This is a genomic window from Nitrosopumilus sp. (genome assembly GCF_025699125.1).
Classification (GTDB): Archaea; Thermoproteota; Nitrososphaeria; order Nitrososphaerales; family Nitrosopumilaceae; genus Nitrosopumilus.
In genome coordinates this window covers 257,451-272,086 of record NZ_JAILWC010000002.1, presented here as the reverse complement: position 1 = coordinate 272,086, position 14,636 = coordinate 257,451, and the positions used below count along the sequence as shown (strand labels likewise).

The following is a 14,636-nucleotide window of genomic DNA, read 5'->3' as shown; positions in this document are numbered from 1 at the left end:
TTAGTTTAGTAATATCCATAAATTTTGTTCAAATTAGTCTGGGTATTGGAATAGGCACTAAAAATTTTCCTCCTTTTTTCATAAATTCATTTTCTTTTTTTATTATTTCTTCTTCATAATTCCATGCTAATAACAACGCAATTTGTTGTGATGATAATTCTTGGTGTGTGATATCTGATCTTACTTGTATGTGCATTCCTGGAGTGTATAATCCATGTTTTAGTGGTGTTGTATCTAAAATATAATCTAAGAATTGTGTTCCAATTTTACAATAATTTAGTAATACATTTCCTTTTGCTGGAGCACCATACCCAAAAATTATTTTACCTTCTTTCTTAAATTTTGATAATTTATCTTGCAGTTCACTCCTTAATTGTTTAACATTATCTGAAAATTTTTCATATGTTTTAATTTTATAAATTCCAAATTTTTCTTCATATTTAATTAATTCTTTCAAATCTTTTGTAATTTCAAAATTATCTTTTTCAGCTACAAATACTCGTATAGTGCCTCCATGAACTTTTTGTTTTTTTACATCAAATATTTCTAAATTAAATTCATTCATTAATTTCATTAATGGTCTTAATGAAAAATATGATAAATGTTCATGATACACTGTATCAAATTCTAATTTTTGAATTAAATCAATTAGATATGGTACTTCAAATACAAAAATTCCTTTATTTTTTAATAAAAGTTTTATACATTTCATAAATTCTTTCAAATCTTCAATATGTCCAAATACATTATTAGCAACTACAATCGATGCTTTCTTCTCCAAAGAATTTTTTTTTATAATATTCTGGTTTAAAAAATTACTTTTTGTTGGAATTCCAATATCATTTGCCATTTTTGCAATATTTTTAGCGGGTTCTATTCCTAAAACATCTGTTCCTAATTTTTTGAATTCTTTTAATAATGATCCATCATTACTACCAATTTCTATCACAAACGGCTTTTTAATTTCTTTTAAAAATTCATTATAAATTTCAGATGCATATTTTTGAAAGTGATTTAGAATTGGCTTACTTGCACTCGTCAAATATAGATATTCTTTAAATAAAAATTCTTTATCTACAATATCTAATAACTGTAGAAGAAAACAATTTTTACACAAGTATAATCTTAGAGGAAATTTATTCTCATATTTTTGTAAATTTTCTTTTTTTATGAAAGCATTTGCTAGAGGTTGTTTACCTAGATCTAATATCAATTTTAGATCCTGACTAGAACAAATTCTACATTCATTTTTTTTATGATATTTTCTCATTTGTAGTGACAGGTTTATAGGATTGAATATATTGATTACTATATCCTTTTAAAATTTAATAATATCCGACAAATTTTCCAAGAATTTTTAACAACTTGTTAAATTTCTCAATACTTTCAGTTTCAGAAACCTCTAGAGGTGTTTGAATTGTACAACTAAATGATTTAAAAATTTCTTCATCATCTACATTCCTTGTTTTTTCAATTATTTTCCTTCTTTTTCTGATATGATTCCAAAATTTGATTATCCCTCCATAACTTCTCAATTTTTTTAAAAGCATTCTTTTTTTAGTAAAAAAAATCAATAACACAATTTCAATAATCAACAATGATGGAAGTAATTTTAGAATGGTTTTAATCTTGTAATTTGATAAAAGTACTACCCATCTATTTCTCTCAAGTAAGTAAAATTTTTCTCCACTCCATTTCCATTGCGCACTTCCATGGTGATATACGATGGATTTTGGAACATAAAATGATCTATAATTTTGCAATCTTGCACGCCATCCTAAATCTAAATCTTCATTATATGCAAATAATTTTTCATCAAACAAACCAACTTTATCAAAAATTTCTTTTGAACAAAACAAACAAGTTCCTGCTGCAAATCCAATTTCTTCAATCTCATTATATTGTAAGAGATCTCTTTTTCCCTTTTCTCTAGAGAAACCAAATCCAAAAATATTTATCAAATTTCCTGCACTGTCTATTATGTTTCTATCTTTCATTTTCAAAAATTTTGGTTGATAAAGTCCACTGCCTTTTTTTTGATATGCTTCAAGTAAATAATCTAACCATTTTGGTGCAACAATCAAATCATTATTTAATAATACAATGAATTCTCCATTTGCATTTCTTATTCCGATGTTTAATCCCTCTGAAACACCTACGTTTTTCTTATTTAGAATAAAATTGCAATTTTGGTATTTTTCTGAAAATTTTTCACCACTTTTATCAGGAGAATCATTGTCTACCACTATGACCTCATAATCTTGTTTAGTTTCTCTGAAAATTGACTCTAAACAATTCTCTAAGAATTTCTCTCCATTATAATTAAGAATAATAATTGAGATCAATCCTTTTTTTGTATTAATGTTAGTCATAATTCGTCGAATTTTCTACTTTTTATGATGTCACATCTATAAGTTCTGGCTCTTCTTTTTTTATCTGAGTGTACATTATCTCTATTGCTTGATCTATTTCCAAAAGATTCATTCCATTTCTGACTATTTTATCACAGTTCAAACATGATTTTAGAGATCGTTTAGCAATCTGTTTTAATTCTATTGAAGAACAAGGAGTGATTAAATTATCTGAATATCCAAATTTTTTTGCTATTTTTTTAGAAAAATCTAATCTATTAATACAAGACAGACCTGATGCATGAAAAATTCCTTGCATATCTTTTTTTGTCATTTTTACAATGTTTTCTGATAAATTGTCTGCCAAAGTAGGTGTGCTGAATTGATCATCTACTATTGATAATTTTTGTTTTTCATTTAATTTTTTTAAAACCCATAACGCAAAATTCATTTTCTTTACAGAATTATCTCTTACTTGGAGATTTTTTAAAGGAATCCAACCAAACAAAACACTGGGACGTAATATTAAATAATTTGTAACTTTAGACGCAATTTTTTCACTTTCTAACTTTGTTTTACCATAGACGTTTATGGGATTAGGCTTGTCTTCTTCAACAAAATGATTTTTCTCTCCAGAAAAAACTGCATCCGTAGAAATATGAATAAATTTACATCCTAAATTTTGTGCAATTTTTGCAAGATTTTTTGTTCCCATAACATTAACATTATGTGCTTCATTTCTGAATTGTTCACAATAATCAACATTTGTCATAGCAGCAACATTTACAATAATATCTGGCTTTATTTCAAGAATTTTTTGACAATCTACTTGATCAACAATATTCATTTTTATGAGTTCGGCATTTTTAGAAAAAATCAAATTTTTATCATATGTAGAAAAAAGTTCAAAATCACTTGCGTTTGCCAATAATTTATATCCCAATAAACTACTTCCACCTACTACTAGCATTCTTTTTTTACTCATTAATTACAAATCAAATTTGGATATGATAAAAACTTTTTAAATTACATTTTTAGCTTTTTAGAAAATTACTTCAATCAAATTCGCTTTAAAAAAATTCATCAACGAATACTAAACAATATTAACATATAATTTAGTTGGTATTGTATGGATTTAGAAATTAAGAGTTATGATCTCGGAGTACAAGTTTTATTTCCTAAAATAAATAATGATGAACGTGGTTTTGTTACTGAAATCTTTAGAAATGATTGGAATGGGTTTTTTGGACAAGACAAGCCCAATCAAATTAACATCTCAAAAAGTAATCCTGGAGTTATTCGTGCTTGGCATAGGCATAAAAGAAATCAAGTGGATTTTTTTACTGTTTTGAAAGGTTCTATGAAGATCTGTGTATATGATAACAATGAAGAATCAAAAACTTTTGGAAAATTGGTGGAAATTATTGCAAGTGGAGATGACTTACAAATTATTAAAGTTCCAGGAAATTTTTGGCATGGGACCAAAACTATTGGTAATCAGCCCTCTTACACGGTTTATTTTATAAATAATTTATACGATTATGAAAATCCTGATGAGGAAAGACTTCTTTGGAATGATCCATCTATTATTGATCCTAGAACAAAACGCCCCTATGATTGGAATGATGTGAATCAGAAATGAAATTTCTTGTATGTGGTGGCTATGGTTTCATTGGAAGCACGTTTATCAAAAATCATCTAAAAAAATTTCCAGAAGATACTATTATCAATATAGATAATCTGACAATAGGTTCAAACAAACTTAATTTATCTGAAATCAATAATCCAAATTATTCCTTCTTTGAAGAGAATATGCAAAATGTTACAGAAATTGAAAAAATTTCCAAAGATGTTGATGTGATAATTAATTTTGCAGCTGAAACACATGTGGATAGAAGCATTGCAAATCCAAAACCGTTCATTGAAACAAATATTCTAGGTACATATTCACTTTTAGAATCTTCAAGGAAACACGATAAATTATTTGTTCATATCTCCACTGATGAAATATATGGTGATTTGGAAAATAAAACGTCTTTTAATGAAGATGATATTCTAAAACCCAGTAATCCATATTCAGCAACTAAAGCTGCAGCGGATTTACTTGTAGGTGCATATAGAAGAACTTATGGAATAGATTGTATTATTACAAGATGCACTAATAATTTTGGCCCAAATCAGTTCCCCGAAAAACTTATCCCAAAAACAATAATACGTGCATTGAAAAATCTTAAAGTTCCCCTTTATGGTGATGGAAATCAAATTAGAAGTTGGATTTATGTTTTTGATCATGTGGAAGCAGTAGATGCTTTAATTTCAAAAGGTCGGTCAGGCGAAATTTACAATATTACAGCATGGAATGAAATTTCTAATAAAAATATTGTAGAAAAAATTCTCAATCTATTGAATAAGCCTCATGATCTAATTGAATTTGTGCCTGATAGACCTGGACATGATAAACATTATTCCGTTGATTCTTCAAAAATTAAGAATGAAATTAATTGGGCTCCAAAATATGATTTTGATATTGCATTACAAGAAACTGTTAATTGGTATATTCAAAACAAGCAATGGTGGGAACCATTAGTTGATGAAAAAACACTTCATCCACAACCTTGGACATTAAATTGGGATAAATAACAAAATAATCAAAGATGAATTTAATTATAGATAAAACCATTTTAAAAAAATGAAAGGAATTATTTTACATGGGGGACATGGAACTAGATTACGTCCTTTAACCCATACCGGACCAAAACAACTTTTACCAATAGCAAACAAACCCATGTCAGAATACTGTTTAGAATCTTTGAGAACTGCTGGAATTACAGATATTGCCATAATAATTGGTGGAATTGGCTCAAATAAAGTCCAAGAATATTACGGTGATGGCAAAGATTTTGGAGTAAAATTATCTTACATTGAACAAGATTCTCCAAAAGGTATTGCACATGCCGTAAGACTTTGCAAAGATTTTATTGATAATGAAAAATTTGTTGTTTTTTTAGGTGACAATATAATTCAAAAAAATATTCAAGATTATGTAAGCGATTTTGTAAATTCTGATGATGCTGCATCTATTTTATTATGTGAAGTTAACAACCCCTCCCAATTTGGAATTGCAGAAATAAAAAATAAGAAAATAATCAAATTAATTGAAAAGCCTAAAAACCCTCCATCTAATTTAGCAGTTACTGGAATTTATTTTCTAACTCCGATAATTTTTGATCTTATAGACAAGCTAAAACCTTCTTGGAGAAATGAATTTGAAATTGTTGATGCTCTTCAAATGTTATTGGATATTAATAAAAAAGTGAGATACTATGTTATTACTGATTTTTGGAAAGATACTGGAACTCCAGAAGATATTCTACAAGCAAATAAAACTATTCTTGAAAATATGAAACCTTATTTTTATGGAACCAAAGATGATGATATTATTATTGAAGGTAATGTGATGATTGGAGAAGGTACGTTAATTAAAAACAATTCCAAAATAATGGGACCTGTAATTATTGGGAAAAACTGTATAATTAATGATGATGTGTGTGTTGGCCCAAACACCAGTATTGGTGATAATTCAAAATTATCCCATTGTAAAATTAAAAATTCTATTATAATGGAAAACTGTGAAATTGATTGTAGTATAAAAATCAAAAATAGTATTATCTCATCAAATTCAAATATCTCTAAAAAAACTGATCAAGATGAAAAGATATTCTTACTTGGAGAAGGAACAAAAATTTCTCTGTAATTGATTTTTAAAATATGTTATACGTTGTAATTGTTGGTGATTAAAAATTTCAAAAAAATATAAGATTGCATTTATTTATGAAAAATCAAATATTTATCTGTCTGGAAAACATTACGACAATGTATACTATCATTTTTTTATGAATGCGTTAAAAAGAAATGAATCATTAATGGTGACATATTTTCCTACCGAGAAATCTTTTGATGCCAAACAACTGAAAAATAAATTTGATGCTATTTTACTGTGGGAAAATAATACTTATGGAATGCCTGAAGAAATTCACAATATTGAAGATTTAGATATTCCAATCATTGCAAAAGCTGCCGATGCAGCACAAGCAAAAAAATCTATACCATTTCATAAAAAATGGAAGATTGATTATTATTTTCATTTTAATCCAAGTGATTATTTTCATGAACTCTATCCAAAAAATTTTAATTACAAAACAATTTTCATAGGAATTGAACCCTCATTATATCAAAATCTAACCCCGTTTAAAAAAAGAATAAAAAATAAAATCTTAAACTCTGGAAATATTGGAAATATGAAATTTTTTTCCCAATTGATAAACAAAGTAAAAAATCCAAAATGGAATGCCCTAGAACAATATTATCTTAGAACAATATGTACAAATCTTCCATATGTTGATTATACATCAACACTCAACCATGAATTTGTTAATGATAAATATCCTCTACTCCTTCAAAAATATGCAGCTGCAATTGCAGCCTGTACATATCAGCCTGTTATAAAATTCTGGGAAATTCCTGCAGCAGGATGTTTGACATTCATGGAAGTCACTAAGAAAAATCGAGCAAATTTACTTGGATTTGTAGATGGTGAAACTGCCATTTTTATTAATGAAGCCAATTATCAACAAAAGTTTGAAGATTATTTATCTGATTTAGATAATTCCAAATGGGAAAAAATTGCTAATGATGGAAGGAAATTTGCACTTGAAAATTTTAACAATGACAACGCCGTATGTTCATTGGTTAATTTGATCGAAAATTTGGTGTAAAGTGAAGTTTTTATGAAAAATTGGCTCAAAAAATATCCAAAAATTCATAGGGTTTTTCAGCGATTTTACTACCAATTTGTTAAACGACACATTTTTGCGATTAGTGGGCCTCTCAGATCACTGCCTGATTTTATAATTATTGGTACAGCTAGAAGTGGAACAACTTCATTATACTATAATATTTGCCAACATCCATGTGTGCTTCCTGCAGCATATGATGAATTAGGTTTTTTTGATAGTAATTTTCATCTGGGATTAAACTGGTATCGTTCGTTATTTCCAACATTATTCTCAAAGTGGATAGTAAAACACAACAAAAAGTTTGCAATTACTGGTGAAGATACTCCTTTTTACATATGGAGTCCAACTGTAGCAAAACGAATTCTAAAAATTCTCCCAAATGTAAAATTAATAGTTCTCTTTCGAAATCCTATAGATAGGGCATATTCGAATTACCATTTAGGTGTTAGAGCAGGATCTGAAAATTTATCATTTGAGGATGCAATTCAAGTTGAATTAAATCGTTTGAATAATAAGATTGAATCTGAAAATGAACTGGAAAAGTATACTACTCCTAGATCATACATTGTAAAGGGGCTTTATGCAAATCAACTAAAAATCTGGTTGGAATTGTTCAATAATGAACAATTATTCATTATTTCAACAGAAGATTTTGAATCTAAACCTCAAGAAACATTAGACAAAATTTTTGATTTCTTACAAATCCCAAAAAACCATGTTGTAAATCCGGAAAAACATAAAGTGGCTTCTTATCCTAAGATGAAAAGTGAAACAAGGAAGTTTTTAATAGACTTTTATAAAAAACCTAATGCTGAATTATTTAGCATGATAGGACGAGAATTTGATTGGGATAAATAATTTTAATAAGAATTATTATTAATCAAATAGATTTGAGCCTAGAGTTTGACACACAAATTGAAGATAAACGAGGAAAAATCTTATTTCTAAAGTATGATCATAAAAAAATTAATCTAATTGAAATTAAGAAAGGTTTTGCAAGAGGTGGACATTTTCATCAAACCGATACAAGTCATTTTTTGATCTCAGGCAAAATTGAATATCGTGAAGAAAATATAAAAACAGGAAAAGAAAAAATCTCAATCATTTCTTCTCCTAGTATTATTTATGTACAATCTAATGTAGCACATTTACTAATTGCAAAAGAAGATTCATTATTTTTTGAAGTCTTTGAAAATTATGAAGATACTGTTTATCCCAAATACAGAAAAATTGTTGAAGATCTGATAAAATAATTCTCTTAATTTTACTGTCTGATTCAATGATCGATTTTCTTTATGACTCTTCCTGGATTTCCAACTACAACACAATAATCTGGCACATCACTAGTTACTACACTACCTACTGATATGACACTATTTTCTCCTATGGTTACTCCTGCTGTAACTATTGAACCTGGAAACAACACTGCACCATTCTTTATTTTTACTTCTGCAACTTTTCTTGGAAATTCGCCATTTTTTAAAAATAAATTCGCTGCTGGATTTGTATGAGCAAAAACTATTACATTTGAACCAAATGTAACATTATCTCCTATGCTAACTAAATGTGGATAAATCAAATCTAATTGGACATATGCTGAAAAATGGCAATTTTTACCAATTTTGACTCCACGTAATCGTTGAATTTTAGCTGTGGTTTCTGAATGTGGACACGAATATGCAATAGAGTGCAAAATCCATGAATGAAGAAATTTCATCTTCATTCTGAAATTACCAAAAGTTCCAGTATATCCGTAATATTCCATTAATTCCTTCTCATTTACTGAAGTAGGATTCTCATCATCCATATGCTTATTCTATTCAAGCTTAATTTTAAATCTAAACTTATCTGATTATAATTACTGAATACTCAATCATAAACAACAAATACTAAAAATTGAAATGTCCTAACATGGTTAATGAAAATAAATTATCCTATTATCTGACAAAAAGCAAACTATTGGAAAAAAACTTTGAAAAAAACATTAGAATTGCAATTTTATCTAGTTTTACCTTAAATGGTATTGAAGAAACTTTTAAGGTAAAATGCACTGAAAAAAAAATTAACTGTGAAACTTATTTGGGTAGTTATAATCAATACCATCAAGAAATACTAAATCCTGAAAGTAATCTTTATCAATTTGATCCTGACATTGTATTTCTAATTTTAGATACCAGAAGTCTATTGGGAGATTTTTGGTATTCTCCATATTCAATTGATGTAAAACAAAGAAAAGAATTCGTCCAAAAAAAATATGAAGAGATAAAAAATTTAATTCAAGTATTTACAAAAAAATCAAAATCTAAATTCATCATTTCAAATTTTACCATTCCTGCAAGATCCAATTATGGAATTTGTGAAACAAAATCTGATTTTAGTCTTCAAAAAATGATTATAAAGTTAAATGAAAATTTGCAAGACTTTATTTCAAATTTAGATTCTGCCTATTTGTTTGATATGAATGGATTTGTCACTAGACATGGAGAAAATAATGTATTTGATCCCAAACAATATCTTTTTGGAGACATTAAAATTTCTCTAGATTATATTCCTCATTTGACAAATGACTTAATTGGATATGTTGTCGCAACTTTAGGTTTGTCAAAACGATGCATTGTTTTAGACTTGGATAATACGTTATGGGGTGGAATTATTGGCGAGGATGGTTTTGATGGAATCAAATTGGGATCTGGACCTCCTGGAAATGCATTTGTTGAATTTCAAAAATACCTATTGGGATTACATAATCGTGGAATCTTACTTGCCATTAATAGTAAAAATAATCCAAATGATGCACTTGAAGTTATTGAAAATCATCCAGATATGGTACTTAGAAAAGAACATTTTGCATGTATGAAAATAAATTGGAATGATAAAGTATCAAACATGAAAGAAATTTCAGAGGATCTAAATTTTGGTCTTGAAAATTTTGTATTTATTGATGACGATCCCATTCATAGAGAATTTATGAAATCAAGCCTACCTCAGGTTCTTACTGTTGATCTTCCTAAAGATCCCTCAAAATACACTCACGTTTTAGAAGAAATGAATGAATTTAATGTACTCAAAATTACTGATGAAGATAAAAAAAGAGGTTTGATGTACTCACAACAAAAAGAAAGAAAAGACTTGGAAAAATCATCATTAAATCTACAAGACTTTCTTAAAAATATGGAACTCAAAGTTACTATAAAAAAAGCTGACGATTTCACTATCCCTAGAATTTCTCAGCTAATTCTTAAAACTAATCAATTTAATCTAACTACAAAAAGATATCAGTTAGAAGACATTCAAAAATTTTCTCAAGATGAAAATTTTTTGATAGGATGTGCACAGGTTGAAGATAAATTTGGTGATAATGGAATAACAGGAGCATTTATTGTTCAAAAAAATGGAACAAAACATTGGGTTCTTGATACTTTTCTTTTGAGCTGTAGAGTTATGGGCCGTGAAGTTGAAAAAAGCATATTAGGTCATATTATCAAAACAGCCAAAGAACATGGTGTAGAGAAAATCAAAGCAGATTTTATTCCGACACAAAAGAATAAACCAATTGAAAATTTCCTACCTGACTGTGGATTTAAAAAAGAAGGTGATTCTTGGATAATTTCTATAAATGAAACATTTCAAATTCCTGATTTTATTAAAATCGAAGAAAAATAATGTCTGAAAAACTTTATGGAATAATTGCAAAAGTAATGGACGTACCAATAAATGAAATTAATGATAATTCTAGTCCTGAAACAATTTCTAGTTGGGATTCTTTTAATTCCTATATTTTATTAGATGAATTAGAATCAGAATTTAAAACTGAATTTACAATTGATGAAGTAACTGAAACGAAAAATGTATCAGATATTAAAAAATATCTAAAGGCACATGGGATTATTTTAGATGACTGACTCTCCAGCAGAATATAGTTTTGATGATCTTTTTGTGGGTCAAAAAACAAGTTTCTCTAAAAAAATAGATGAATCTTTGTTAAATGATTTTGCAAAAATTAGTGGTGATTTTAATCCTTTACACATGAATGAAAAATATGCTATTAATACAAATTTTGGGAAAAGAGTATGTCATGGAATGCTTTTAGCCTCGTTTTTTTCACAACTTGTAGGCATGAATTTGCCAGGTAAAAATTCATTGTATTTCTCACAAACATTGAATTTTAGAAATCCATGTTTTATTGATGATGAAGTAACTATAGAAGGAGAAATCATTGAAAAAAAATCTAGTATTAAATTAATTACTATGAAAACAATTATTCATAATCAAACTGGAAAATGCATAGTAGATGGTGTGGCAAAAGTTATTGTACGAGAATAAAATCTGTTTTTGATGAAATTAACATGATTGAAAATTTCGGCATAGGAATAGACATAGTTGATATAGAAAAATTTGAAAAAATCTCTTATTTAAAAAAACCAAGTTTTTATAAAAAACTTTTTCTTCCCTCTGAAATTAAATATTGCTTGAAATACAAAAATTCTGCTGAACACTTTGCAGGAAAATTTGCAATTAAAGAAGCACTAAAAAAATCAATTAAAGAACCAATATCCTTTCTTGATATTGAAACATATCATTCAAAATCAAAATTAAAAATCAAACTACTAAAAGATTGGAATAAAAAATACAAAGTTTTGGGCTCTATAAGTCATGATAACAAATATGCTATCGGTTTTGTCATTTCTGAGAAATTATCCAATATAACATGATTAAGGATTATTTTTTAAAAACTCTTCAAACTTTTCATAGTCTATTTTATAGATTTTTACATGGTATTTGTAATCCTTTTCTATCGAATCAAATTCCTTTATTAAATATGGATAATTTTCATCGTTGAAAAAAATCTCATTAAGAAATTTTGATTTTCTTTCATTTCCATCAACAACTATGTGAGTCAGTCCTTTCTCCTTTGAGTCTTTTATGAATTCACTTAATAAAAAATAATTTTCTGGGGAAATTTTTTTAATTTCAAATAGTTGATTATAGCCTGTTTCATCTGGTAATGGAATGTCTGGCCATTTCTTTGCAACTTCGGCTACATGTATGTATGTGCTCTCTGGTGGAAAATGGTTTACTCCACTTGCAATCTTAACTATCTCCTTAGCGATAGAAAAAGCTTCAACCTCATGAACATAATCGATCTTTTTGTATTCAAGGTATGTAACAGAACCAATAAAAATTCCACATATCAGAAATAATATGAATATTCCTTTTTTTTGAATTTTATTTTCAAATCTCATTATTGTAAATGATGAAAAAACGCAAAAAATTGGAAATAATACATACAGATATCGTGTTTCTTCAATCCCTCTCCCATATGCATAAAATGCAGGAATAAGAAGAAAAATTCCACTTAGAATCATAATTTTTGTTTTCTCATCACGATTTTGTAAAAATATGAAAAAACCAATTGGTACAAAAAATATAAAAATTGGTATCATCACCCATCCAAGATATTTTATTAAATTTGTAGAACCAAGTGTAATGAACTGAAAAATTTTATTTTCCTCTATAGAATCTGGTCCATATATTGGATCATCTTTATCAGGAATTCCCTGAACAATGTGTTTTGAAAGATAGTTTGCTCCTCCTTGTGATATTTCACTGATTATTCCATCATTACCTGTTGCTTGAATTCGAAAATATGCCATAGGTAATAAAATTAAAATAAATATTCCTATAACTCCTAACAACTTTAAAAAAAACTTTTTTTGATGCCTAAATCTAATAATATAAAGTACTAAAAATGGTATTAACAAAATTATTCCTTCATATCGTATCATGGTGAACAGTGCTAAAATTCCAAACGATGCTGATACTACTTTCACATCTTTACTTGAAAATAAGAACAATGCAATAGCACCAACAAATACAAAACTTGTCTCAGTAATTCCTAACAATGAATTGATGATTATCCTAGGATCCATCACAAATAGAGTTGCACCAATAAGTGCAGAAGTTTTAGCAACAAATCTAGCACATAATAGATATACTGGAATTACAGTTAATACCGAAATTATAACTGTCAACATCCGTTGAATATGGCTAAACTCTATCAATCCGTCATTATTTGAAATTGTAAAGAATATTGACAAAAAAGAAGGCCAACCATTATTACTCAAATCCCATCCTGTGGGGAAATGCCCTTCTTGACTCATAACTACTGCATATGACAAATAATCTAATCCATCTAGAATAATGGGAATGTCCCAAGGAAAATAATAGGTTCTAACAAAAAACCCAATTACTCCAATCCCAATTAAAAAAAGTATTGGACTCTTCGTTATCAATGAAACTTTCTTGTCAATTATTTCGAATCGTGAAATTATTTGATTTGAATTTTTAGCCATTCTTTTCTCCAATGTTGATTTTATTTTGATAAATAAGATAGGTTGCCTCAACTGTAGCAGATAAAACAAACGCAATTGCTATGCCTATTAAATCTAAAAAATCACTCAGTATTACTATCCCTACAATCATGGTTATAACTGAAATTAATTTTCCAATTAATACTGTCTTACTATTTTCTAAACTTAATAATTTTGAAGTATACAAAAGACTGATTGTTGAAGGAATTACTGCTAAACTCATTATACGTATTGCATCAACAGCCAAAATATATTTTGGAAAAACTGATGTTATAGCTAAAGGCAAGAATATTATTCCAAGAGCTGATATTCCTACTGATATTAAAATTGTAAATTTCTTTAGTCTGTCATGTAATATGTTACTTGCTTCTTGACTAAGTAAATATTTGAAAATTATATTGGAAAACATCATTAAAACTGCTACAACTTGTAATGCTAAGGCATAATTTCCTAATATCGAAAAACCCAACAACGGTACAATAATTAATTTTCCTATCTGAGTTCTAAATCCAATAGATAAACTGTAAAAATAATTATCTCTTACAAATCCAAAACGAGATTTTAGAAGAGAAAAATTAATCTTAGACCTATTAAATATTTTAAAAAAAATGATTATGAAATGAATGTATGATAACGCAAGTCCATAAATTATTCCATCTACTCCAAATAAAAAGTAAAAACCTATGCCTACTCCCAAGGTTAGACATTTTTGTGTTAAAACATATTTTGAATAACCTATGTAATTTTTTCTCCCTAGTAAGTATCCAATCGATAATTCACTAAGAATAAAACCAAAAACTATTAGACTAATATCTAATCTATAGAAAATTAAAGCCAGTATAATAGCTGAAACAGATGTAATTACTAATGTAAGAAAATATAATGTAGGTTCGATTTTGAAGTTTTTTGCTGTGAAAACTGTTACAGTATTTTGAGTTCCTATTAATGAAATGGCATAAGCTATTCCAGCTATTCCTAAAAAATAATGTATTTCTCCATATTGTTCTGCATCAAGTAAAGTAGCCATATAGAACCAAAAAATAGCAGTCATTCCTGCTCCTACGGTGTCTGCCATTCCCACCGATACTATACTCTTAATTTCAGCCAATTCGTTCTAT

16 protein-coding genes are annotated in these 14,636 nt (G+C 27.8%); 10 read left to right on the top strand and 6 right to left on the bottom strand.

The genetic code is table 11. From position 1 onward, the window contains the following. Window positions 1-28: 28 nt before the first annotated feature. From K5783_RS07030 to K5783_RS07020, 3 genes are read right to left on the bottom strand one after another with little or no spacing between them, the layout of a single operon-like run. Window positions 29-1,270, bottom strand: a complete 1,242-nt coding sequence (locus K5783_RS07030; RefSeq protein WP_297473302.1) for a class I SAM-dependent methyltransferase — start codon at window positions 1,268-1,270, stop codon at window positions 29-31. A 55-nt stretch (window positions 1,271-1,325) separates the two neighbouring features. Then, on the bottom strand, window positions 1,326-2,372 hold the full coding sequence (locus K5783_RS07025; protein ID WP_297473300.1) for a glycosyltransferase family 2 protein: 1,047 nt from the start codon (window positions 2,370-2,372) through the stop codon (window positions 1,326-1,328). Between the two features lie 22 nt (window positions 2,373-2,394). Further along, entirely contained in the window at window positions 2,395-3,336 is a 942-nt protein-coding gene (locus K5783_RS07020) for an SDR family oxidoreductase (RefSeq protein ID WP_297473298.1), read from the bottom strand. Between the two features lie 144 nt (window positions 3,337-3,480). Here K5783_RS07020 and K5783_RS07015 point away from each other — a divergent pair, with 144 nt between their 5' ends. The 6 genes from K5783_RS07015 (at window position 3,481) to K5783_RS06990 (ending at window position 8,400) form a co-directional block, all read left to right on the top strand. After that, window positions 3,481-3,993 carry a dTDP-4-dehydrorhamnose 3,5-epimerase family protein gene (locus tag K5783_RS07015; RefSeq protein ID WP_297473297.1) on the top strand — a complete coding sequence of 171 codons (513 nt, stop codon included), beginning with the start codon at window positions 3,481-3,483 and terminating at the stop codon, window positions 3,991-3,993. Then, window positions 3,990-4,991, top strand: a complete 1,002-nt coding sequence (rfbB, locus tag K5783_RS07010; protein WP_278974987.1) for a dTDP-glucose 4,6-dehydratase — start codon at window positions 3,990-3,992, stop codon at window positions 4,989-4,991. Before K5783_RS07015 ends, rfbB begins: the two co-directional genes overlap by 4 nt. A gap of 49 nt (window positions 4,992-5,040) precedes the next feature. Continuing rightward, a complete protein-coding gene (locus tag K5783_RS07005; protein WP_297473296.1) occupies window positions 5,041-6,105 on the top strand; it encodes a glucose-1-phosphate thymidylyltransferase in 1,065 nt (354 codons plus the stop codon). 139 nt (window positions 6,106-6,244) lie between these two features. After that, window positions 6,245-7,126, top strand: coding sequence for a hypothetical protein (locus tag K5783_RS07000; RefSeq protein ID WP_297473295.1), 882 nt, complete (start codon window positions 6,245-6,247; stop codon window positions 7,124-7,126). A gap of 12 nt (window positions 7,127-7,138) precedes the next feature. Beyond that, window positions 7,139-8,005 (top strand): sulfotransferase, encoded by an 867-nt coding sequence (locus K5783_RS06995; RefSeq protein ID WP_297473294.1) that lies wholly within the window; start codon window positions 7,139-7,141, stop codon window positions 8,003-8,005. A 32-nt stretch (window positions 8,006-8,037) separates the two neighbouring features. Continuing rightward, a complete protein-coding gene (locus tag K5783_RS06990; protein WP_297473292.1) occupies window positions 8,038-8,400 on the top strand; it encodes a hypothetical protein in 363 nt (120 codons plus the stop codon). 23 nt (window positions 8,401-8,423) lie between these two features. Here the strand turns inward: K5783_RS06990 and K5783_RS06985 are convergent, their stop codons facing one another. Then, entirely contained in the window at window positions 8,424-8,954 is a 531-nt protein-coding gene (locus tag K5783_RS06985) for an acyltransferase (protein WP_278974982.1), read from the bottom strand. 104 nt (window positions 8,955-9,058) lie between these two features. Between K5783_RS06985 and K5783_RS06980 the strand changes: the two genes are divergently transcribed. Genes K5783_RS06980 through K5783_RS06965 form a run of 4 tightly spaced genes read left to right on the top strand, consistent with a single transcriptional unit; the run spans window position 9,059 to window position 11,859 of the window. Further along, window positions 9,059-10,810 (top strand): HAD family hydrolase, encoded by a 1,752-nt coding sequence (locus K5783_RS06980; RefSeq protein WP_297473289.1) that lies wholly within the window; start codon window positions 9,059-9,061, stop codon window positions 10,808-10,810. Beyond that, on the top strand, window positions 10,810-11,049 hold the full coding sequence (locus K5783_RS06975) for an acyl carrier protein (protein WP_278974980.1): 240 nt from the start codon (window positions 10,810-10,812) through the stop codon (window positions 11,047-11,049). The genes K5783_RS06980 and K5783_RS06975 overlap by 1 nt, the downstream gene beginning before the upstream one ends. Then, window positions 11,042-11,470, top strand: coding sequence for a MaoC family dehydratase (locus K5783_RS06970; protein ID WP_278974979.1), 429 nt, complete (start codon window positions 11,042-11,044; stop codon window positions 11,468-11,470). The genes K5783_RS06975 and K5783_RS06970 overlap by 8 nt, the downstream gene beginning before the upstream one ends. Next, window positions 11,428-11,859, top strand: coding sequence for a holo-ACP synthase (locus tag K5783_RS06965; protein ID WP_347567272.1), 432 nt, complete (start codon window positions 11,428-11,430; stop codon window positions 11,857-11,859). Before K5783_RS06970 ends, K5783_RS06965 begins: the two co-directional genes overlap by 43 nt. On the opposite strand, the gene K5783_RS06960 is transcribed toward K5783_RS06965, so the two are convergent. Further along, window positions 11,860-13,500 (bottom strand): glycosyltransferase family 39 protein, encoded by a 1,641-nt coding sequence (locus K5783_RS06960; RefSeq protein ID WP_297473287.1) that lies wholly within the window; start codon window positions 13,498-13,500, stop codon window positions 11,860-11,862. It abuts the gene before it with no gap. Further along, entirely contained in the window at window positions 13,493-14,626 is a 1,134-nt protein-coding gene (locus K5783_RS06955) for a hypothetical protein (RefSeq protein WP_297473285.1), read from the bottom strand. Before K5783_RS06955 ends, K5783_RS06960 begins: the two co-directional genes overlap by 8 nt. Between the last annotated feature and the right edge of the window lie 10 nt (window positions 14,627-14,636).